The 20362-nt window shown below is 67.4% G+C and carries 20 protein-coding genes and 3 tRNA genes; 7 read left to right on the forward strand and 16 right to left on the reverse strand.

Going from position 1 to position 20362, the window contains the following annotated elements; translation table 11 throughout:
- Positions 1-403: 403 nt before the first annotated feature.
- The 11 genes from ACPW96_RS21840 to ACPW96_RS21890 all read right to left on the reverse strand — a co-directional run bounded on the left by ACPW96_RS21840 (position 404) and on the right by ACPW96_RS21890 (position 11137).
- Positions 404-850, reverse strand: coding sequence for a single-stranded DNA-binding protein (locus ACPW96_RS21840; protein ID WP_425885751.1), 447 nt, complete (start codon positions 848-850; stop codon positions 404-406).
- Positions 847-1371 (reverse strand): hypothetical protein, encoded by a 525-nt coding sequence (locus ACPW96_RS21845; protein WP_425885753.1) that lies wholly within the window; start codon positions 1369-1371, stop codon positions 847-849. Before ACPW96_RS21845 ends, ACPW96_RS21840 begins: the two co-directional genes overlap by 4 nt.
- A complete protein-coding gene (locus ACPW96_RS21850) occupies positions 1368-1760 on the reverse strand; it encodes a hypothetical protein (protein WP_425885755.1) in 393 nt (130 codons plus the stop codon). The genes ACPW96_RS21845 and ACPW96_RS21850 overlap by 4 nt, the downstream gene beginning before the upstream one ends.
- Positions 1757-3574: a type IV secretory system conjugative DNA transfer family protein gene (locus ACPW96_RS21855; RefSeq protein WP_425885757.1), complete on the reverse strand. Its 1818-nt coding sequence runs from the start codon at positions 3572-3574 to the stop codon at positions 1757-1759. Before ACPW96_RS21855 ends, ACPW96_RS21850 begins: the two co-directional genes overlap by 4 nt.
- 16 nt (positions 3575-3590) lie before the next feature.
- Positions 3591-4883, reverse strand: a complete 1293-nt coding sequence (locus ACPW96_RS21860) for an AAA family ATPase (RefSeq protein ID WP_425885759.1) — start codon at positions 4881-4883, stop codon at positions 3591-3593.
- Complete coding sequence (locus tag ACPW96_RS21865; protein ID WP_425885760.1) at positions 4883-6499, reverse strand: hypothetical protein; 1617 nt, start codon at positions 6497-6499, stop codon at positions 4883-4885. Before ACPW96_RS21865 ends, ACPW96_RS21860 begins: the two co-directional genes overlap by 1 nt.
- Positions 6496-7989 (reverse strand): SCO6880 family protein, encoded by a 1494-nt coding sequence (locus tag ACPW96_RS21870; protein WP_425885762.1) that lies wholly within the window; start codon positions 7987-7989, stop codon positions 6496-6498. Before ACPW96_RS21870 ends, ACPW96_RS21865 begins: the two co-directional genes overlap by 4 nt.
- Entirely contained in the window at positions 7986-9236 is a 1251-nt protein-coding gene (locus ACPW96_RS21875) for a hypothetical protein (protein WP_425885763.1), read from the reverse strand. Before ACPW96_RS21875 ends, ACPW96_RS21870 begins: the two co-directional genes overlap by 4 nt.
- A 227-nt stretch (positions 9237-9463) precedes the next feature.
- Positions 9464-9760 carry a hypothetical protein gene (locus tag ACPW96_RS21880; protein WP_425885764.1) on the reverse strand — a complete coding sequence of 99 codons (297 nt, stop codon included), beginning with the start codon at positions 9758-9760 and terminating at the stop codon, positions 9464-9466.
- Between the two features lie 20 nt (positions 9761-9780).
- Positions 9781-10398, reverse strand: a complete 618-nt coding sequence (locus ACPW96_RS21885) for a M23 family metallopeptidase (protein ID WP_425885766.1) — start codon at positions 10396-10398, stop codon at positions 9781-9783.
- Position 10399: 1 nt separating this feature from the next.
- Entirely contained in the window at positions 10400-11137 is a 738-nt protein-coding gene (locus ACPW96_RS21890) for a hypothetical protein (protein WP_425885768.1), read from the reverse strand.
- Between the two features lie 1227 nt (positions 11138-12364).
- On the opposite strand from ACPW96_RS21890, the gene ACPW96_RS21895 reads away from it, so the two are divergent.
- From ACPW96_RS21895 to ACPW96_RS21910, 4 genes are all read left to right on the forward strand, one after another.
- Positions 12365-13075 carry a hypothetical protein gene (locus ACPW96_RS21895; RefSeq protein ID WP_425885769.1) on the forward strand — a complete coding sequence of 237 codons (711 nt, stop codon included), beginning with the start codon at positions 12365-12367 and terminating at the stop codon, positions 13073-13075.
- Positions 13076-13399: 324 nt separating this feature from the next.
- Positions 13400-13543: a hypothetical protein gene (locus ACPW96_RS21900; RefSeq protein WP_425885771.1), complete on the forward strand. Its 144-nt coding sequence runs from the start codon at positions 13400-13402 to the stop codon at positions 13541-13543.
- Positions 13544-13616: 73 nt separating this feature from the next.
- Positions 13617-13934: a helix-turn-helix domain-containing protein gene (locus ACPW96_RS21905; RefSeq protein ID WP_425885773.1), complete on the forward strand. Its 318-nt coding sequence runs from the start codon at positions 13617-13619 to the stop codon at positions 13932-13934.
- Positions 13935-14262: 328 nt separating this feature from the next.
- Positions 14263-14532, forward strand: a complete 270-nt coding sequence (locus tag ACPW96_RS21910; RefSeq protein WP_425885775.1) for a hypothetical protein — start codon at positions 14263-14265, stop codon at positions 14530-14532.
- 325 nt (positions 14533-14857) lie between these two features.
- Here ACPW96_RS21910 and ACPW96_RS21915 read toward each other — a convergent pair.
- The 3 genes from ACPW96_RS21915 to ACPW96_RS21925 all read right to left on the reverse strand — a co-directional run bounded on the left by ACPW96_RS21915 (position 14858) and on the right by ACPW96_RS21925 (position 15169).
- Positions 14858-14930 (reverse strand) — tRNA-Phe (locus ACPW96_RS21915).
- Positions 14931-14999: 69 nt separating this feature from the next.
- Positions 15000-15073: transfer RNA gene (locus ACPW96_RS21920), tRNA-Asp, on the reverse strand.
- Positions 15074-15096: 23 nt separating this feature from the next.
- Positions 15097-15169, reverse strand: a tRNA-Glu gene (locus ACPW96_RS21925).
- Positions 15170-15393: 224 nt separating this feature from the next.
- Here ACPW96_RS21925 and ACPW96_RS21930 point away from each other — a divergent pair.
- Positions 15394-16737 carry a peptidoglycan DD-metalloendopeptidase family protein gene (locus ACPW96_RS21930; RefSeq protein ID WP_425821836.1) on the forward strand — a complete coding sequence of 448 codons (1344 nt, stop codon included), beginning with the start codon at positions 15394-15396 and terminating at the stop codon, positions 16735-16737.
- A gap of 77 nt (positions 16738-16814) precedes the next feature.
- Here ACPW96_RS21930 and ppa read toward each other — a convergent pair whose 3' ends face one another.
- Positions 16815-17348 (reverse strand): inorganic diphosphatase, encoded by a 534-nt coding sequence (gene ppa / locus ACPW96_RS21935; protein WP_425885776.1) that lies wholly within the window; start codon positions 17346-17348, stop codon positions 16815-16817.
- A 223-nt stretch (positions 17349-17571) separates the two neighbouring features.
- On the opposite strand from ppa, the gene tilS reads away from it, so the two are divergent.
- On the forward strand, positions 17572-18594 hold the full coding sequence (gene tilS, locus ACPW96_RS21940; RefSeq protein WP_425885778.1) for a tRNA lysidine(34) synthetase TilS: 1023 nt from the start codon (positions 17572-17574) through the stop codon (positions 18592-18594).
- A gap of 418 nt (positions 18595-19012) precedes the next feature.
- Here the strand turns inward: tilS and ACPW96_RS21945 are convergent, their stop codons facing one another.
- Entirely contained in the window at positions 19013-19570 is a 558-nt protein-coding gene (locus ACPW96_RS21945) for a DUF937 domain-containing protein (RefSeq protein WP_425885780.1), read from the reverse strand.
- Positions 19571-19738: 168 nt separating this feature from the next.
- On the opposite strand from ACPW96_RS21945, the gene hpt reads away from it, so the two are divergent.
- The gene (hpt, locus tag ACPW96_RS21950) at positions 19739-20290 is read left to right on the forward strand and encodes a hypoxanthine phosphoribosyltransferase (RefSeq protein ID WP_425821828.1); all 552 of its coding nucleotides are present in this window, start codon (positions 19739-19741) and stop codon (positions 20288-20290) included.
- The last annotated feature ends 72 nt before the right edge of the window (positions 20291-20362 follow it).

Here is a 20362-nt window from a genome sequence, read left to right on the forward strand (position 1 = left end):
CCGACCACACCGGTGCGGCGAGCGTAGTCCAGCCCATGTCCGAGCACAGCGACAGCGAAGTAGACCGTGGCTACGGTCGGGATGGACCTGACTCCCACACTTCGCACCTCGGATCTGACATAAGAACCAGTATCGGCAATCGAGCGGAGAGGCAGCGCCACGGGGCGTTGCGCAAAGGGTTGCCGGAGGAGATCTCAGAACGTCGAGACCTCAACGGCGCACCGGTTCCTTAGTCCGGCGTCCGCAAAGGAAGGTCTGCGAGACACGACTGCTGACCGCGGATCTCGGCAGTCGTTGGACGTCTTTTGCCGTGTACGAAATGAATGTCTCGTGAGTGACGTGCTTGAGACGCAGAAGTGCGGGCGAGAGTACGATGACTCTCGCCCGCACCTGTGGAGATGGGTCAGCGGACGATCCCGGCGCCGGCGTACGAGGCCGGTGCTGCTGCAGGCCCCGTAGCGTACGCTGCGGGGCCTTCAGCTTTTGGGCTGCGCTCGACGTTGACGCTCGCGAACTTGAGCGAGGCGCCGACGTTGTCCGCGACGATGTCGCGGGTTTCCCGTGTCTGCCCGGTTTCCTTGTCGGTGTAGGTGCCGAATCGGAGGTCGCCGGCGACGAGCACGCTGTCGCCCTTGCGGAGCGAGTCGGCGACGTGCCGGGATTGCTGGTTGAAGACGACGACTCTGTGGAAAACCGTGCCGGCGTCTTCCCACCGGTTGGTGGTTTCGTTGAGCCGTCGGTCGTTCACCGCGACGGTGAAGCGGGCGTATTCGTTGCCCGATTCTCCCGCGCCGTGTTCGGGGTCGCCGGTGAGGTTGCCCTCGATTGTGACCGGGATTCTGGTGGTCATTCTTCTTCCTTTCTGTGGTGAGACACCGGGGTGTCTCGGTGGGCGTGGGCCTTTCCGGTCCACGCGTCCCATTCCTGCTCGTCGATGTTGCTCATCGTGGAGCGGGGTGTGATGTCTCGGTGTCCGTCGGAGCAGCCGCCGGCGTAGGCGCGGGTGAGGCGGGGCATCGCGATGGCGAGGCGTTCGTGCCACCCGATGGGTCCGAACCCGGAGTCGGTGGTGTCGAACGCTGCGGTGTGCGCGGTGTGCAGGGCGGAGAGTTCCTCGACGAGGTGCCCGTGTTTCCACCAGCACGCGGGCACCGTGGACTCCGGTACCCGGTACCGGTGGGTGAACCATTCCACCCATGTGCGGAGGTCGTTCCATGCGGCGCGGGCGTCCCGGTCGGGGAGGGTGCGCCAGTTGATGACTTGCGCGCCGATGGGAGCCGAGCTGCCGTACCGGATGTCGGGTTCGAACGCGGTCATCTCGCTGGCCAGGAGCGCGTCCGGGTCCTCGGCCGGGTCGAATCGGGCGTTCACCGTGGCTCCTGAACGGGTGCGAGCTTCTGTCGGAGGCGCTGCAGGGCTTCGTGGGAGGCGGCGCGCCGGGTTCGGTTGCGGGCGACGACGGCGTCGCGGTCGATCAGGCGGTGCAGGAGCTCGTGACAGTACGCGTGCATCGGCACAAGGTCCTCGTGCGGTTCGGACGCGGTGAAGTTCCCCTTTCCGTCGAGCATGCCTGCGTAGTCGAGGTGGTGCAGCTCGAGGTGGGACTTGTCGGCCGGTCGACCGCAGCCAGCGCACTCCAGGAGCCTCCCGGCGGCACGTTCCTCGGCGAACCACCGGTCGCGGCGGGCGAACCACGCCCGCGAGCGGAGGTACTCGCTGCGGTAGAGGTTGAAGATCCCGGGACGTCGGCGATTGCTCATCCCTCACCCACCTCCTCGGAGGGGCGGTATCCCGCACGGTCCGGTGACCGGAGTGCGGCGGTGAAGACGTCGCGCTGCTCCTTCTCGGTGTCTGTCTTGCCGCGGGCGATGGAGCGTCCGTCTTTTCGCTCGTCCCACCCGGCGAGATCCAGAAGCACGCCGCGGCGGTTGCGGTAAGCGAGGAGGCCGAGGGTCTGCGGCATCCGCCGGATTTCATCGACCGACATCAGCGGGCGGCGTTCGTGCTGCTGACTGGTGTTGTGCCCGGCCTGGTGGGTGGACCAGGACCTCTGGTTGCGGGAGGTTTCTCGGGTGCCGAGGAGCGCTTCGATGTCGCGGAGGTGGTTCACGTGGCTGGCACCGCCGAGCAGGACCTTGGCGGTGGCTGCGGCCCAGATGGTGTCTGCCTCTGCCCGGGACCAGGAGGTTTCGGCTTGAGAGAGGGCTTGGAGGACGACGAAGGTGCAGATCCCGCGGCCACCGCCGTCGGCCATTATGCGGGGCAGGTTTCCCCACCGGAACATGTTCACGATCTCATCCAGGATCAGCCCGAGCGGATCGGCGAGACGTGATCCGAGGGAGGCGAGCGCCCGGGTGCGGGCGACCTCGACGATGTCATCCAGCAGTGCGCTCAACCATCCGCCCATCGCGGATGCGCCGGAGGAGGAGCCGATCAGGTACAGGGTGTTGGCGGCGTCCAGGAACTCACGCGGGTCGAACACCGGATCACCCGGAGCGGGCATGAGCGCTTCTCGGATCTGAGGGACGGCGAGGGGGGCGACGGCACCTTGGACACCGAACCAGATGGAGGACACCAGTTTCTCGTCGCCGCTAATGGTGGCCTCGAGGTTGTCCCCCCACCCGGGCGCGCCGGCGGAACGGAGGATGTCGACGGCGTCGCGTGCCTGGGCGGGGGAGGTGCCCCAGTTGTAAACGGCCGCGATGGATTGGTTGCCGACTGCGGCGGCATGCAGGAGCCTCCCGAGGACGACACCGGAGGCTTGGGCCCATTCCCCGTTGGTGGTGGATGTGCCCAGGGCGGTGCCGGTGATGATGGCGGTGCCGCGTTGCATCGCGATCAGCGGGTCCTCGCAGCCGATGATCGGGTTCACCCGCATCGGGTGCCGGATCCCCGAGAGGCCTTGCGGGTCGAAGACGTGCACGGTCCCGCGTTGCTGTCGCATCCGCATGGTCGCGGTGAGGTTGTCGTTCGTCGTCGACGTGGTGATGAGCGGCCCGGACCAGTCCACGATCGCGGAGATCAGCACCCGGTACCCCTTCCCGGAGCGGGGCGGCCCCTCTAGAGCGACTGAGTCCTCGATCGAGACGTAGACGTCGGTTTTCCGGGACCGGCCGACCCGCCACCCGACATCGGTCGGGGCGGGGTGGGCGAGGCCCGGGCGGAGCTGCTTGGCACGGCGGAGCACCGCCTTCGCCGACAGGTGCTCCCGGATCTCCGATGCCGGGGCGAACCCGGGGCGGGTGCGGAGGTCCGCGATGAACGACTGGTCGGATTGCCGATACCGGCGCACGGCCGCCATGCCCCAGATCGCGAGCCCGGCGACCAGGAGAACCGCGAGGAGGTCGGCGATACGGATCGGCACCACCGGCAGGGCACAGCCGGCCGGGACGGTGTGAGCGGCCGGGTCACCGGTGATCGCAAGCCAGAGACCGGAGAACAGGTTCCGCGCCACCGGCCGTGCCCCGCAAACCAGTTGGGCGATTGCTTCGGTGATGAGCCCGAACAGCAGGGACAGCACGACCGCGGCCGCGATCACGACGGCGATCGCCTTGCCGAGCATCCCCTCGTTCATCGCGGCTCTTCCCTTCCTAAAGCTCCTGGGCGGCGGAGGCGGCGGCGCGAAGCCACGCGTCCTGGGTGCGGCGCCGCAGCCTGTCGAAGCGGAGCGGCCCGGACTTCAGCGCCGGGTCAAAGGGGATGACTCCCACCGCCCGGACATGCCCTTGGAATCCGTCGGCGACGCGTCGCGCTGCCGCGCCGCCGGAGGGTTCGGATTGGGTGACGATGACGATCGCGTTCTCGGCGAGGGCGGCGGAGCGTTCGTCTCGATCGCGGAGCGCGTCGAGCAGGAGCGCGGCGGATTCGGCGGATTCGGGGGCGGCGAGGGTGGGGATGACGAGTTGGTAGGAGGAGTCCACCATCCGCAGCCAGCGTTCGGCGGATTCGTCGTTGCCGGAGTCGAAGATCACCAGCCGGTAGTAGCGGGCGGCGACCTGCATCAGCAGGTCGAACTCCGCGGTCGCGATCCGCTGATCCGTCGCCAGGAGCTCGGGGTTGGAGCGCAGCACGTCATACCGATCGGACCCTTGGTGGTGCACGAACCGGGTCATATCGGACACTCCGGCCGTCGGGGTGAGGAGCTCAGCGGCGGCGGGGAGGAGGTCGCGGAGGGTGGTGTCGTAGAGGCCTTGTTCGGTGCGCCACCCGAGGGTGCCGCGGGTGTCGTTGTTATCCCAGGCGAGCACGTTCCCGCCCCCTTGGCGGGCGAACACCGCGGCGAGCATCGCGGTGGTCATGGTCTTTCCGACCCCGCCTTTGCCGTTGGCGACGGCGAGGGTGCGGCATCCCGCCCAGTGCGTGGACACGGCACTGACCCACTCTGACCGGCGACGCTCCGCCGCGGACGGCCCCACGCTGAGCCCGAGCCGGGCAAGAGCCCCCCGCCACCCGGATAGGTGACTCGCGGTGTCGGGTATGGGGGCGAGGAAGGTGGGGCGGGTGGGCGACTCCGCAGCCGGCCCGGTAGGAGCATCGACCGGTTCTGGCTGCGGAGCCTGTTCCCTCACCTCCATTCTCCGTGCTGGCTCAGCCAGTTGCTCAGGGTCCGCTGCTACGGGGACCGGCGGGTGCGTGGGGGTGATGGCGCCGAGGGCGCCGTCGGTGCCGACGAGGAGGTGGTGCTCGCCGCGGTCGCCGGAGGTGACGAGCTCCACGGGGGCGCCAGCGCGGCGGGCCTCGTGGGTGGCGCGGCGGACGATGGCGTGCCGGATGTCCTCCTGACCGGTGGCGTGGACCGGCTCCGTCCGGCCATCGAGGGTGACGAACGTGGCGGCCTCGCCGGTGACAGTCGCGAACGCGCGGGGATGGGTGGCAATGCTCATCACAGCTCCCTTTCAAACGGGGTTTCCATTGGGGTCAGCCAGCCCTCCAGCCCGGCATCTGGCGCCAGCGGCTCCCGTGGTTCGGGCCAGAAGGATTCGATGTCCCCGGCGTCGATGACACGGAGTGCGGCGTCGTCGCGGTCGGCGGGGGAGACGGCGTCGTCGGTCTTGAACAGCTCGAACTCCCACGGGGTGGAGGTAGCGAAGCAGTCCACCAGGTAGGAGTACTGCCCGACGTAGGCGAGGAACTCACCCTTGCGCAGGTGCCTGGCCATCTCCACATGGGGCGTGGGGAGGCTGAGCCGGTCCCGGAGCGCGGTCTGTTCTTGGTGGTTGACGCGGAAGATGAACTTGTTCTCGATGTCACCGACGATCGAGTAGGCGAGGGAGCGTTCCAGGGAGTGGGCGTCGCCGACGGCGTCGAGGTCACCCATCTTGTGCAGGATCACGATGTTGCTGATCCCGTAGTGCCGAGACAGTTTCAGCCACTGCTGGAACATCTGCAGCGACGCCAGCGACGTCATGTCCCGCCACCCCTCTTCCCGCACCACGTACCGGGTGCGGCGGGCACCCCGGTCACTGATCACGGCCTGAATCCACGCGGTGGAGCAGACCTGCGTCAGCTGCGCGGCCAGGTCCCCGCGGGCGAACAACTCCGACGTGTCCGTCACCACGATGGGGGCGTCCTGGTCGAACTCCACGGTGGACTCGTCCTCAAAGAGCCCGGACAGGTCCCCTTCCACAAACCTCCGCAGCACGAACCGCGGCTGCACCGCCCCCTCGGCGGCACGGAACGCAGCATCCGTCTCACCCGCCAGCCGCCCGAGCTCCTCATAGACGCCGCGGAGGGTGGGCCGGTCCCCGGTGGCCGTGATGCACCGGTCCAGGGCATCCATGAGCGCGGCGTGCTCCACCGCGCTAAGCCGGCCGTTCAAGGTCATCTCAACCAGGGCGATCAGGGTACCGATCCGGCGTTGCTTGACCATCTGCTCGTGCTGCTCATCGGAGGCATCCGACCGCCTCGGCCCACGATCCAGCGGGTTCAGGCGAGCGCCCGTACCGCCGCCGAGGCGGATCACCCGCCCGCCGGGGATCGCCTCGGCCACGGCGACCCACTCACCCTTCGGATCGGAGGGGACCACGACCTGGTGACCGAACGCGATCGACCTCGTGGTCAGCACCTTGATCGACCCGGACTTCCCGGACCGGTACGCACCGAGCACCAGGATGTTGGTGGAGAACGTGCCCCGGTCCGAGGAATCGATGTAGGACTCCCAGGGAGAGAAGTGCCAGAGCGCGTCCGCATTCAAATCAACCCCGATGACCGGGCCGCGGTGCCCGAGCCCGGAGTCGGCCACGAACGGGTAGATCCCCGCGATGTGCTGCGACGTCGCCTGATGCGGCGGGATCAACGCCTTGGCAACGTTCCAGTAACCGCCGTGGATGATCCCCGGCCCGAACGGGCCGGCGACCGCCGGTTCCGGCAGCGCACGATCCTTCCGGGTCGAGCGGGCCGGTTTCTCGCCCTGGACGGCGCGGGCGGCTTCCCGGCGGAGCGCGCGCTTTTGCGCGGGGGTGGTGTCGCCGGGGGTGAAGGTGACGAAGTGGCGGGTCATTTCATCCCCAACCCGACCGGGAGGGCGTTTACCATCAGCGCCTCCGCCTGCTGGCAGTACAGGATCTGCGCCTCCATCCCCGCACGGGATAGGGCGTTGCGCATTCCTGCCATCGCCTGGTCGAGGCGTTCCTCGTCGGGGGCGCTGACGGTGAGGTACGCGCCGTACCGGAACTCGCCGTGCCCGTTCGCGATCTCCTGCTCCTGCTGCTCCAGCGCCCGCCAGTCCGCCGCGTCCGCCGCGGACCCGTCGGCGCTGCGCTTGGCCCGCAGACTCTCGTTCCCGCGCCACACCTTTTTCTCCTCCCGGATGCGTTTCAGCGCCTTCGCCACCGGCACGGGGGTGAGGACGATGGAGAAGATGTGGGTGATCGCTTCCCCGGTGTTCGGGTGCCGGGCGAACACGATGGGCGAGAGGAACCCGACCGGGGCATCGGACCGTGGCCATTCGTGCACCCACATCGTGGTGTGCACACCAGAGTCGGTGACCACGATTCCGTTGCGCCCCTTCGGCTCCTCCAGATACATCGGTCCGATCGCCACCGGGTCCACGCCGGCCAGGCCATCGGGGCGGTTCTGCACGGTCGCGGCGAACTCCGGGTCAAACGCCAACCGACCCAGCCCCGCAACACCCCGCGGGGACAGCCAGCGGCGGACCTTGATCTTCGCCGACCGGAGAGCGTCGGCGAGGTTCCCGGCCTCGATCGCCGCGAGGGCGAGGATCGCGTCCTGACCACCGCCCAGGGACTTCAGCTGTGCGCCAAGGGCGACCAGGTCGAGGGTGAAGATGATGTAGTTGCGGTGCGCGACCTCGAACCGCTCCGACCGGTCCAGCACGTCGTCGTAGTTCCGGGCCACGGGGGAGTCCGGGTCCAGGTGCCGCAGCAGCCGGACGGTGTCGTAATGCTCTCGCGCGGCCCGGATCGTGGTCGGCAGGGTTCGCTCCTGCAGGGTGACCCGCTTGATGCCGCGGCGTTGGGTGAGCGGGCCGAGGACCCGGTCGAACTGCTCGGCGAGGTCATACCGCTCGGGGATCTCGTGCATCAGGAACCCCTGCACCTCCAGCTCGGCGATCACCGACACCGACCGGTCGTGCGGGTTGTAGGCCGCGGCGACCTGATCGACCTCCCAGAGCTGGATCGACGCGCGCGTCCCCGGAAGATTCAGCGTGCTGGCTAGTTGCGTGCGCTCGGGGCGGTAGGCGTTCGTGGTGGCGCCGGCGGCGTGCCGGACCTGCTTCATCAGCCAGAGGCCGGCCATCCTCGGTGTCGAGATCCCCTGGATGCTGGTCAGCGCCGTCATCCCCAAGCCGAGGTAGACGGGAGCGGCGTAGAGCAGTCCGAGTGGACCGAACCTGTTCACCGCCATTAGCAGTACGAGGGCCGACGCGCTCAGGAATGTCAATTGCCAGGGGTCCATCCCCATCACGACTCCTTGCCGCGATCGGCGCGAGAGACGTACGGGACGCGCGTGGTCGGGCGCGGAAGTCATGAGGGCGTCCTTTCACCCGGCGAACCTGGGGGAGTTGGCGGTGACTGCGAGGATTCGGGGCGCGGAGAGGTAGATGCCTCTCCGGAAGGTGGCCCCGCCGCTGGCGTCGGGCGCGCTGAGCCGTTGCCCGACTGCGAGGGAGAGGAAGGGCCGCGCGGCACTCCGGGCCCGGGCCCCGTTCGGGGCGTGTTGGGGGGTCCACCCGAGGATGTGGCGCTCCCGCTCGGCGGGACGCCCGACGGCGAGCCGCCGAGACGAGTCGGAATGCGGACTGCCGATCGCGCGGCGTTGCCTGTCATGCGAGCCCCGTGGGAGCCGAGCCGTGACCCTACTCCGTCGGCCGCGACCGCCCCCACGAAGCTGAACAGGCCGAAGATCGCGAAAGGAGCGAAAGCCACCAGAGCTAGGCCGACGAGGAGTGGCCAAGATTGCGGATCCCAGATCGTCTTGATGTTCGCTAGACCGTTCACGATCAGTGTGACGAAACCGATCGTGAGCGGCCCTGTTAGGAGGAGTACGGCGACCGCCGAGACGTACCGCACGACCCATTGCGGCCCGACACCTCGCACAGGAAAGAGCATCCAGGCCACGGGTCCCACAGCGATGAGGGCCGCGAGGACGATGTTTCGGAAGGCGAAGACGAGCACGAGCAGGAGCATTCCGATCATCAGAAGCCCATGAATCAGGAACGCGAAGAAGTAGTTCGCCTGCCCGCCCGCCCACATCACCGACTGCAATGTCGAGAACAGAGCGAGAGGTCCGTGGCGATTCATGATGTACCAGGTCATGTCATCGATCGCGTTGAGTAGGTGGCCAGTGAGCCACAGGCAGATCGGCACGGCGGGAATCGCGATGAAAGATCGGATGAGAGCTCCAATGAGCTCCTCCCGGTCACCGGAGACGACGGCTGCCGCGACGGCCCAGACCATCGCACCGAAGGTGATGATCAGGATCGCCCACTGCCAGAACGACCACTCGCCGACGGCGGCGGACCACAGCAGAGTGGTGGTGTCGAATTGCATGCTGTTGGCGACGACGTACATCATGGCGGTTGCTGAAAGAGCTAGGCCCCGACCGGCGTTCTCGAACGTGAGACACACGACGTCGCCCAGGCTGCATCCGTACTTCACCAGGAGTGGAGTGCCGCCGCCATTCTGCAGTTCCTGAGTGTGCCCCTCGTAGGTGGTGCATACCGTTGTGAGTTGACCTTGGTAGAGGACGTCCTTGAAGCACTGCTGGGCGGTCACGTTCACAGGATCCGTTGGTGTGCACGACACCTGCCCGGTCGCGCTCTGGCAGTCAACCGGGTATGCCGGGGACGACCATGGAGCCCCGGAGACGGTCTCCGTCGGCACGACTTGTGCCGACGGTGCGGATCCGGTGGAGGGCGGCGTCGCGGATGCGGGAGCCAGCGCATTCAGCGCCAAGCCGACCCCCAGGGCGGTGCCGATGAGAAGGGTGCTGAGGGTTCGCATTAGAATCCGAAATCGAAGTTCACGAACCAGGCGAAGAGTCCGCTTGCGGCGCCGAGGACGGCCGCTGCGATGAAGATCCAAAGGATGTTCTCGCCCGCCCAGGTGCGCACCCGATCGGATGCGATCCCCCGGAACGCGAGAGCCGCGCCGGCGATGATCAGCATGATCAGGACGACGAGCATGGCGCCGGCGAGGATATATGAGGCGACGACTTGGAACCCCTGGAAAAACGGTGCCGAGAAGTCCGGCTGGATGTCCGGAACCTGTACATCGGTCGGTGCTCGTCGTGTGGACATGGTGCGCTCCTTGCGGGGGTCTATTTCAGGGGGAGGCCGAGGGTGGCCATGAACGGTTGCGGATCTACCGAAGTTCCGGACCTCTGAACCTCGTAGTGCAGGTGGCAGCCGAATGACTTGCCGGTGTTTCCTTCGGTGCCGAGCGGTGTTCCAGCTACCACCTTCTGGCCGACGATGACGCGAAGGGACGCCTGCTGCATGTGCGCGTAGAGGGTGATGAGGCGGTCACCGTGGTCGATGCGGACGGTGTTCCCGTAGCCCTGATACGTCCCGGCGGTCAGCACGGTACCGGGACCGGCGGCGTAGACGGTGGCGCCGCAGCCCTGCGCCATGTCATAACCCTTGTGATCCGTCGAGCAGTAACTGCATCCGCTGACTGGGTTGTAGCCGAACCCGCGGCCCTTGAAATAACCGCCGGCCAGCGGATACGCCCACTGTCCGTTCGCTGCCGGGGAGGCGGCATCAGCGCTGGTCACAGCGGAACTCGCGGCGGTGCCCGCGACGGCGAACGGGATTGCGATGAGCGGCGCCGTCGCGAACGCAACCAGGAGCAGAACGGTGACAGTCGCCCCGGTCAGGATCCTCCGACCAGTCCTCGTATTTCCGAGGGCTGCTGCGGCAGCAACCGGAGCACCCATGTCAGGGCTCCAACGGCTCCGTGAAGTACCGAACCACCTTGCAGTCGCCGACTTGCTGTGCCGAGTTGGGAGTCGGCACCGACCCCTCTCCGCACAGCACCTGAACGCTCACGCGCACCGACTCTTCGTAAGAGGTCGTGCCGTCGCCGCCATCCGAGCGCGTGAACGTCAGGGTGACGTCCGCCGTGCCGATTGACATGTTCCCTGAGGGATCCTCAGTCACCGGAACGAAATCCACCTCCCCGGCGGTCGCCGCAACCACCCGACCGTCCTCCGCGGCCAGCGAGTCCCATTCCTGCTGAGGCAGCACAACTCCTTGACGGAGCTCCAGTTGAGCGGCCCTCATCCGTGCCGGCCGGTCAGCCTCGTCGTACCGTGTGTCCGGGGTGAACCAAGAATCGAGGTACTCCAGCCACTGGTCTCGGGTGGCCTTCGTTGTATCGAAGGTGGACGCGGCAGCGAGCGCCGCACGGATGTATGGCTCGGCATCCCTTGTGATGGGCTCTGGCGTCCAGCCACGATCCTCAGCTGTGGCGTCAACGATGTCTCCGGGCCGCTCGGTGGATGACGGCGTCGGTGTATCCGATCCTTCGCTGGAAGTGCCGCTCGCCGGCGGGCTGGGCGGTGACTGAGACACGACGGAACCGACGATGACGGCGACGATGCCGAGCACCAGCACGAGTGCACCAGCTGCCGCCCACATCACGTTGCGCCGGCTCGACCTCGGGCGCGCCGTCATCGCGGCTCCTGTCGATCGGTCATCACGGTGGAGATGCGCGTGGTAGTCCGCGTGGACGGGAATTGCCTCCTCCGCCGAGCGGTGGCAGTCGAGGTACCGCGACAGGTGCCCATTGAACTGCGGGTCTCGGCTACCACCGACGATTCAGAGAGGATCACAACGCTCCTTCCCGGAAAGTTGGACGGGTGGACAACCACACTGTATAGCCGTATGGGTTGAATGTAAACTCCGAGTCTGCATGGCGCCGGCGGGAGTCGCTGGCAGCCGGCATGGCCCGGGTCCGTGGAGGCGGCACGCCCGCTGCGAGCGGTAAAGTGCCAGCATCTGGTTTTGACCTCCTGCACTGGAGTGATCAGAATACATAATTGGCCCTGAAGTTGTAACTTTTTCTCACCCGAGGGCCTCCGACGTGTGTCTGTACCGGCAGGGGGTGCCCATCGATGAGTGTCGCTGCCGCGGCGTTCAAACAGTGGGCCGTTAGCGCGCGCCTTCCGGGCAACACCGCCGCTCTGGCGAACGTGGTGGGACTGCCTCGCGCCACACTGCAAAAGCAGTTCATACGAGGCCGAGTTCACGAGGGCGTAGTCATCCGCGCGGCACGCGCTGCCCGCCAGCATCCAGTCGTCGTCCTCTCTCAGTTCCCTGAGTACGCAGACCTCACGAATGGCGTGCGACCGCCACTGACCGTCGAGGTGCTCTCGCAAGTCATCTTGGACGACGCCCTCGTAGAGCTCTTGCGGCGTCACCAGCCCGATAACGCGCAGACGTTATCGGCTATGCACGCCTGGCCTCAGCCGCCCATCGCGGACGGTCTCCGTCTGTGGATCGATGCCGTAGATCCGGGAAACCTGCGCCGAACGCTCGCTGAGCGCATGGCGATAGCCCCTTCCAACCTGTCCGCCCAGATCACGACCAACAGGCTCGCTCCGCGAGCGCTCGTTGAAGCGGCTCGCATCGCCAACACGTCGCTCGCCAGCGGCCTCGCGGTTGCTGGTCTTCTTACTCTGGATGAAGCCGGCTGGACTAAGAATGCGCGTCCGGTAGCGATCGGCCAGCTCCGTGACTCCGCCCTACACGACCTCGTTACCTCAAGAATCGCAGTCGCCCAACGGACGGCCCGCCGCCTCGAGGCTGACGAACAGGCTGCTCAGCGTATCCGGGACACTCTGGGGTGAGGGAGGCGTACACTGCCAGCCTGTAGTTCGCCACAGCGAAATGAGGCTCCCCATGCTCATCGCCTACCTGTTCGCCATCATCCTCCTGGCGCTCGCGCTGACGCGACTGCCCAGCGCGATCCGCGGCCGGAACATCAACGTCATGGTCGCCGCAACGGCGATCGTCATTGCCTTCGTTCTGATCACACCCGCCGTCTACGCCGCATTGAACCCTCTGCTACCCGTGCCCAACTGGGTAGACCTGATATCGAAGTTGGCATTGTTCGTTGGTCTGCTGCTCGCCGGAACACAGATTGCGCGCGCGTACGACTCCGCGAACGCGCAACGAATGATCTCCGGGCTGCCCGGCATCATCATGTTCGCCGCGTTCTTCATTGCTGAAGTCTTCATCTTCGCCTATATCCACGACGCCACGCCGGTGCCCGGCATGGAAGCCGACCTCGCGGATCCCTTGGTGCGTGTCTACGCCGCCATCGCTACCGCCTACGCCGCGTACGTTGCCATCGCTCTGATTCCCGCCCTCCTGCACGGAACCCGCTCGAGCGAAAGAAGCAGCAGGGCAACCTCACTACTTCTGGTCCTGGGCTTCGGACTCGCCATTGTTCGGTTCGCGCTCGCCCTCGTCACACTCGCGTACGTGCCCGTGTACCAGGCGGCACAGATTGTCAGCGGTGTCGCCGCAGTATTCGTCGCGCTCGGCCTCACCAACGCCTTCTTCAGCCGCGTCATCCGGACCCGTCACGCACACCGCATCTACGTCTGATCGAGAATGCCGAGTTCCTTCACCGTTGTCACGCGCACCAGTCACCCGATTGAGCGTCTGTTCGATGTCTCCTTGAGCATCGATGAGACGTCCAGATCGATGGGCAGATCAGGTGCCCGCCCCGTCGCCGGTGTCACCTCTGGCAGTATCGCGCTTGGCCAGACTGTCACCTGGCGCGGGCGACACTTCGGGCTGTGGTTCACCCACACGTCCCTGATCACCGAGTTGGACCGCCCGCACCGGTTCACCGATGAACAGGTGCGAGGAGCCTTCAAGTCCTTCCGTCACCGCCACCTGTTCCGACGCGACGGCAAGGAGACAGTCATGACCGATGCCGTCACCCTGGCTTCACCGGTATTGGGGGTTCTTGTGGAGCGGACCGTCCTCGTTCCCTACTTCCGTCGTCTCGTCCGAGCGCGCAATAGGCATCTTCTCGCTGTCCTGGATGGAGCGGAGCACGAGGGGTGACTCTCCAGGCGGCTTGCTCGTCTGAACTGCATTCGCCTTAGCGGTGTGCGCTCTGGTGGGGGAGAATGGCGCTGTGCCGAGACTTGCCCAGCCCGCCGGATCTGAAGACGCGCAAGAGCCCGTCGCCATCCTGGGCAACCTTGTGAAGGCCGGCATCGTCCGAACGCTTCGGGAAAACCCGGAGGTGACGATTCGGACTATCTGCCAGGCGCTCGAACTGGGGCCGACCACGGTTCAGCCGTACTTGGCCGAACTCGAGGCGTCCCGGATAGTGATCGCGGACCCTCCCATGAGCGAGAGCCGAAAGGGTGTGTGGGTCAAATACCGCGTCAATAACGAGGCGGTCACCGACCTCTACCTGAGGCTGGGGCTTGCCATCGGAGAATTTTAATCACTCGCGCTCTCCGCGGCGACCGTCGTATCACACGACCTTAAGCGGCCAGAGACGCTGTCGGCTGACCGTCGCACCATCAGCTTGAGAACTTGCCCGCAGAATCAGCAGATGCGCTCGGCGTCCGGTCGGTCGAACTCTTCCGCTGCGACGGCATCATCGGGGGCGATGGCCAACTGTTGACGCTGGTCGCTATTCCGGCGCTGAAGTCTTAATTGTCAGCGGTTTAGACGGACGCGATCCGTCGTTGGCTTCTGGGGCGCTTCACGCGATAATCAGGCTCAGCGAGTGACGGCCGTCCCTCCGAGTGAAGTCAAGGGGAACCCGAATGTCCGACATGAAGTTCGATCCCGAGCAGATGAAGCGCGACATGCAGGGGAGCATGGACCAGCTCAACGGCGTCGACCGCGACTCTGAGGGCTATCCGCCGGGGAGTGCGGGGCCGTCGGATGGGGACGACCAGCTGTACCCGCCGGGGAGTGCGGGGCCGTCGGATGGGGACGACCAGCTGTACCCGCCGGCGAGTGCCGGGCCGTCGGATGGGGACGACACCGACGATTATCCCGACGTCGACGAGTCGTATCCTGTGGGGCCATGACGGTTCGCGGGCTTGAGCGCGAGTCGAGCACCGACACCTAAATGGGATGCGGTTCTCGGCCTGCGAGTGTCTGGCTGTAGCGGCTCTTCGGCTCGGGGCTGACAATGGATCTGGAGCGTGGAACGAGCGGGTGCAAGACTTCCCTGCAGCGGTTCGGCCCGAGCGTTCCCGGCACATTTCCGGCACAGTCAGAAGATTCGAGCCGGTGGGCATCAATCGCACGCTGGTGCGTCAAGCCCGCTTCTCCGTAACAGGACGAGAGAAATTGAGCCTGATCGGGTCAAAAGAAGAACCCCCGTGAGTAGAAGCCTCACGAGGGTCCCAGTGGCTCCGACGGGCGTCGATCCCGTGACCTCACGATTTTCAGTCGTGCGCTCTACCAACTGAGCTACAGAGCCTCGCGGCATCCATGAACGCCGCGACCTAAACGAAAGGCCCTCTTCGAAAAAAGGGCCCGTCGCTCAGAGCGACCCTGACGGGACTTGAACCCGCGACCTCCGCCGTGACAGGGCGGCACGCTAACCAACTGCGCTACAGGGCCATGCATATTGAATTGTATACGGGTGACCCCAACGGGATTCGAACCCGTGCTACCGCCGTGAAAGGGCGGCGTCCTAGGCCGCTAAACGATGGGGCCGAGCAGAACCCGGGGGCTCACGCTTACCGACGGTCAAGCATACGTGCCAACCGATGTTTTCGCCAATCCGAGCCCCGTTCCTCTTCCCAAGCGCGCCGGAAAGGGGGACGATGGCAAGACGCGGACTGGGGAAGTACGTTGCGTGGGGGCGTCCCATCCGTTGCGGATGTGACGCATGTTGCTACTGTGGTCACTGTGACTCACGCACCGCTGAGGGGAGCCGAGTGAAGGGCGAACTCGCCGGCACTGTCGAAGACTGCGGATGCGCGCCCACGGAGAGCGAGCGCCGCTCCTTCCTCGTGCCCGTCTCTCGTCGCACCGCGCTCGGTCTCGCTGCCTTCGGCGCCGTCGCACTGGGCACGATCGGCGGCCCCATGATCCCTGCCGCGTTCGCCGCGACCTACCCGTCGTGGGACGACGTGCAGAACGCCCTCGCCAACGAGGCGGTCAAGGCCGGCGAGGTCGCCCGCATCGAGGGGCTCATCGCCTCGCTGACCGAGGAGGTCGAGCGCACGCGGACCGAGGCCGAGGCCCGCGCCGACGAGTATTACGTCGCCCAGCAGGAGTTCTACGACGCCGCTTACCGCGCGGACGAACTGCAGAGCCAGGCCGACGAGCAGGCCGCCCTCGCCCTCGAATCCGCGCAGAAGGCCGGCCGCGTCGCCGCCCAGCTCTACCGCAACGGGGGCGATGACACCTCGCTCGAGCTGTTCTTCGCGGGCTCCGCGGCGAACGCCGACGATCTGCTGGCACGCCTCGGCACGATGGACAAGATGGTCGAGCGCAACCAGGCGGTGTACTCCGACGCCATCAAGGCACGCGACTCCGCCCAGTCGCTGAGCGACCAGGCCATCGTCGCCCGCACCGAGCGCGATCGCCTGCAGCAGGTCGCCGAGCAGAAGATGATCGAGTCGCAGGCGGCGGCGGACGCCGCGCAGGCCGCCCTGGAGGAGCAGGAGCAGCACCTCGCCGATCTGGAGGCCCAGCTCGAGGCGCTGATGAACACGTCGGCGAAGACCGTCGCCGAGTACGAGGCGGGCGTCGAGGCGGAACGCCTCGCCGCCATCGAGCGCCAGCGGCAGGCCGACCTTCGGGCCCAGCAGCTCGCCATCGGCGGTGGCGGCGGGGGAGTCGGCGGCGTCATCGTCGGCGGAGGCTGGGCGCGCCCGTCCTCGGGTGTCCGCACCTCCGGCTACGGGCCACGCACCAGGCAGTGCGGTACGGGCTACTGCTCGAGCGGATTCCACCGCGGGGTCGATCTCGCCACGGGCTGCGGGGCGGCGATCTACGCGGCGAACGCCGGCGTCGTGGACTACGCCGGGTACAACGGCGGGTACGGCAACTACATCCGCATCGACCACGGCGCTGGGACCGGCACCGGCTACGCGCACATCATCCAGGGCGGCATCCGGGTCTCACGCGGCCAGTGGGTCGCCGCCGGCCAGTTGATCGCACTCGAAGGCAATACGGGCAACTCGTTCGGATGCCACCTGCACTTCGAGACGTACCAGAACGGCTACCCGGTGAACCCGATCGACTTCATGGCCGCGCGGGGCATCTCGGTCTGAGTCCGCGCCACCGCGGGACGAGGCCGCGGCACGCGAAAGGCCGGGTCCCGAAGGACCCGGCCCCTGCTGTCCGCGTCTCAGAGGGTCTTGGGGGCTTCGCCCTCACCCTGCGTCTTGGTCTGGCCCTCGTGCTCCTCGAAGCGGACGATCGCCTCGGCGAGAATGCGGTCGGCCTCATCCTTGCCGCCCCACGTGTCGACCTTCACCCACTTGTTGGGCTCGAGGTCCTTGTAGTGCTCGAAGAAGTGCTCGATCTCCTTCTTCGTGAACTCTGGGACGTCGTCGAGGTCCTGGATGTGGCTCCACCGAGGGTCCTTGGTCAGCACGGCCACGAGCTTGTCGTCGCCGCCGGCCTCGTCGAGCATCTTGAGCACGCCGACCGGGCGCACGTTGACCATCACTCCGGGGAAGAGGGTGACATCCAGCAGCACGAGCACGTCGAGCGGGTCGCCGTCCTCGCCGAGCGTGTTCTCGAAGAAGCCGTAGTCGGCCGGGTACCCCATCGGCGTGAACAGCACGCGGTCGAGGAAGACGCGGCCGGTGCCGTGGTCGACCTCGTACTTCACGCGGCTGCCGCGGGGGATCTCGATGACGGCGTCGTGTGCGGCCATGGGTGTGCTCCTTGGGAAGGGGACGGATGCCGCGGATAAGCCTACTGCGCGGGCCCCGCCGTTCCGGATTCCGGTTCGGGGGCGGTCGATGATCGGGGCGTCGGCCGGGGGCGTGCCGGATTCAGGCTGCGGTGGCCGACGGCCGTCCGTCGGCGGTGCTGGAGACGTCATCCGCACCAACCAGCCTGACTGCGGTACGGGTGACGCGGCTAACCTAGGGGCGGTGAGCCCCGATCGCCCGCTGTCGCCAGCCGTCGCCGAGGTGCGACTCGCGGTTCGGCGCGCGCTGGCCGCCCTTGCGCAGCCCGGCGCGGCCACCGCGCCGCTCGCGGGGGGCGTTGGGGGCACCGTCGTCGTCGCGCTGAGCGGCGGCGCCGACTCGCTGGCCCTGGCCGCGGCAACCGCCTTCGAGGCGCCCAAGCTGGGGATGACGGTGGTAGCCGGGGTCGTGGACCACGGACTTCAGGACGGGTCCCCGGAGATCGCGGCCGCCGTCGCGAGGGCGGCCGAGGCACTGGGGCTGCCGGCGCGAGTGCTGCGCGTGACGGTGCGGGCCGATCATCCCGGGGGTCCTGAGGCCGCCGCGAGGGAGGCGCGGTACGCCGCGCTGGAGGAACTCGGCGACGAGCTCGGCGCCGTCGGGATCCTGCTCGGCCACACCCTCGACGACCAGGCCGAGACCGTGCTGTTGGGGCTCGCCCGGGGCTCAGGCGCCGCGAGTCTGCAGGGCATGGCGGCGGTGTCAGGGCGCCGGATCCGTCCCCTGCTCGGCGTTCGCCGCGCCACGACGCGCGCCTTCTGCGCCGACAGCGGGCTCGAGCCATGGGAGGACCCGCACAACACCGACCCGCGATTCGCACGTGTACGCGTCCGCACGTCGGTGCTGCCCGTGCTCGAGGCGGAGCTCGGCCCCGGCGTCGCCGAGGCGCTGGCGCGCACGGCCGAACAGCTGAGGGAGGACGCCGAGGCCTTCGCGGAGATGATCGACGAGACGATCGAGGACATCGTCGAGCACGCCGAGGCAGGGATCTCGGTCTCGGCGGCTGCGCTCGCCGCGAACCCCGCGGCGCTGCGTAACCGGATCATCCGGCACGTCGTGGCCAGCGAGTTCGGCACCAGCCTGACCCGGGCCCAGACGCTCGAGGTCGCGCGGCTCGTGACGGACTGGTCGGGCCAGGGGCCGATCGATCTGCCCGGATGCCGTGCGCGCCGCGCGGGCGGGCGAATCGTCTTCGAGGCCGCCTGACCCGCGCCGGTCGGCGCCGGTTCAACGAAGGGTCGGCGCCTCGACGAGCTCGGCGACCGGGAAGGGTCCGCTCGGCGACCGGAACCGGACCCCTCAATCAGCCAGGCGAATTACCCGGTCCCTGAGCCTGTCGAAGGGTCGGCGCCTCGACGAGCTCGGCGACCGGGAGGTGTCCGCTCGGCGACCGGAACCGGACCCTCAATCAGCCCGGCGAATTACCCGGTCCCTGAGCCTGTCGAAGGGTCGACCCTTCGACAAGCTCGGCGACCGGGAAGGGTCCGCTCGCCGACCGGAACCGGACCCCTCAATCAGCCCGGCGAATTGCCCGGTCCCTGAGCCTGTCGAAGGGTCGGCGCCTCGACAAGCTCGGCGACCGGGAAGGGTCCGCTCGGCGACCGGTCCACCGCGAACGGGTCGTCTACTTCTTGCCCCCGAGCAGTCCGCCGAGAAGTCCGCCGATATCGATGCCGCCCGGCGACCCGCCGCTGCCCGCACCGCCCGACGCTCCGCCGAGCAGTCCGCCGATGATGTCGCCGATGCCGCCGTCCCCGCCCGCAGAGCCGGCACCGCCCTTGCCCGCCCCGCCCTGCTTCTTCGCGAGCAGCCCGAGCACGATCGGCGCCAGGATCGGGAGCAGCTTGGCGAAGTCGATGCCCGCGGTCTTCGGCTCGGACGTCAGCTTCTGCGCGACCGCCTGCTGCTGGTCGCCGAAGATGTGCCCCAGGATCTTCTGTCCGTCGGCGGTGTCGACCCTGTCGACATCCACCTTTCCCTCGCCCAGCGTGTTCGAGTGCTTGCCGACCGCCTTGAGGATGGCCTTCGAGCCTTCCGGCGTCCCCGCATTGCGCTGCAACCCCGCGAGGATCGTGGCGCCGCCCTCCTCGATCGCCTGCCGTGCCACGCTCGGGTCGACCCCGAGCTTCGCGGCGATCTGATCCACCGGCAGTGATTGCAGGATGTCGTCGGTTCCGGCCATGATGCCCTCCATGCTGCGGGCGCGTTCGCCCCGCTCGGTGGCCACGCTATGCCCGCCGGGGCATGCGCGGCCAGGCCTTGCGAGCGCCCTGGTGCCTGGTGCATGGCGCTCCTCCGTCGGGCTCCGCCCCCCGCCCCGGCTCGCTGACGCCCGTCCTAGACTCGTGCCATGCGCGCAGCGGACATTCCGGACGACCTGACCACCGTCCTCGTCACCGAGGAGGAGATCCAGGACAAGCTCCGGGAGCTGGCGGCTCGGGTCGCGACCGACTACGAGGGCAAGGACATGCTGCTCGTGGGGGTGCTGAAGGGCGCCGTCATGGTGATGGCGGACTTCGCCCGAGCGTTGCCGATGGTGGTTCCGATGGACTGGATGGCCGTCTCCTCGTACGGGACGGGAACCACCTCGAGCGGCGTCGTTCAGATCCGCAAGGACCTCGACACCGACCTGCACAACCGGCACGTGCTGATCGTGGAGGACATCATCGACTCGGGCCTGACGCTCAGCTGGCTGCTGAAGAACTTCGCCTCGCGGGGAGCGGCATCCGTGGAGGTGCTGGCGCTTCTTCGCAAGCCGGATGCCGCGAAGGTCCAGGTCGACGTGCGCTACGTCGGCTTCGACATCCCGACGGAGTTCGTCGTCGGCTACGGCCTCGACTACGCCGAGCGGTACCGGAACCTGCGCGACGTGGCGATCCTCGCGCCGCACATCTACTCCTGATATGTAGTGCCTTCTTGTCAAGAGGGCATGGTGAGGCGCCGTCCGGGATGTCCCGGCCGGCGCCTCTTGCTT

The organism is Micromonospora sp. DT81.3 (assembly GCF_049847225.1).
Taxonomy (GTDB): domain Bacteria; phylum Actinomycetota; class Actinomycetes; order Actinomycetales; family Microbacteriaceae; genus Microbacterium.

Bases quoted from the DNA above. Each gene is read 5' to 3' on its own strand.
- ACPW96_RS21900 (WP_425885771.1), top strand. From the start codon at position 13,400: ATGACCGATGCCGTCACCCTGGCTTCACCGGTATTGGGGGTTCTTGTG.
- ACPW96_RS21855 (WP_425885757.1), bottom strand. From the start codon at position 3,574: ATGAACGAGGGGATGCTCGGCAAGGCGATCGCCGTCGTGATCGCGGCC.
- ppa (WP_425885776.1), bottom strand. From the start codon at position 17,348: ATGGCCGCACACGACGCCGTCATCGAGATCCCCCGCGGCAGCCGCGTG.
- ACPW96_RS21865 (WP_425885760.1), bottom strand. From the start codon at position 6,499: ATGACCCGCCACTTCGTCACCTTCACCCCCGGCGACACCACCCCCGCG.
- ACPW96_RS21890 (WP_425885768.1), bottom strand. From the start codon at position 11,137: ATGACGGCGCGCCCGAGGTCGAGCCGGCGCAACGTGATGTGGGCGGCA.
- hpt (WP_425821828.1), top strand. From the start codon at position 19,739: ATGCGCGCAGCGGACATTCCGGACGACCTGACCACCGTCCTCGTCACC.
- ACPW96_RS21870 (WP_425885762.1), bottom strand. From the start codon at position 7,989: ATGACTTCCGCGCCCGACCACGCGCGTCCCGTACGTCTCTCGCGCCGA.
- ACPW96_RS21895 (WP_425885769.1), top strand. From the start codon at position 12,365: ATGCTCATCGCCTACCTGTTCGCCATCATCCTCCTGGCGCTCGCGCTG.
- ACPW96_RS21860 (WP_425885759.1), bottom strand. From the start codon at position 4,883: ATGAGCATTGCCACCCATCCCCGCGCGTTCGCGACTGTCACCGGCGAG.
- ACPW96_RS21850 (WP_425885755.1), bottom strand. From the start codon at position 1,760: ATGAGCAATCGCCGACGTCCCGGGATCTTCAACCTCTACCGCAGCGAG.
- ACPW96_RS21945 (WP_425885780.1), bottom strand. From the start codon at position 19,570: ATGGCCGGAACCGACGACATCCTGCAATCACTGCCGGTGGATCAGATC.
- ACPW96_RS21910 (WP_425885775.1), top strand. From the start codon at position 14,263: ATGTCCGACATGAAGTTCGATCCCGAGCAGATGAAGCGCGACATGCAG.
- ACPW96_RS21840 (WP_425885751.1), bottom strand. From the start codon at position 850: ATGACCACCAGAATCCCGGTCACAATCGAGGGCAACCTCACCGGCGAC.
- ACPW96_RS21885 (WP_425885766.1), bottom strand. From the start codon at position 10,398: ATGGGTGCTCCGGTTGCTGCCGCAGCAGCCCTCGGAAATACGAGGACT.
- ACPW96_RS21880 (WP_425885764.1), bottom strand. From the start codon at position 9,760: ATGTCCACACGACGAGCACCGACCGATGTACAGGTTCCGGACATCCAG.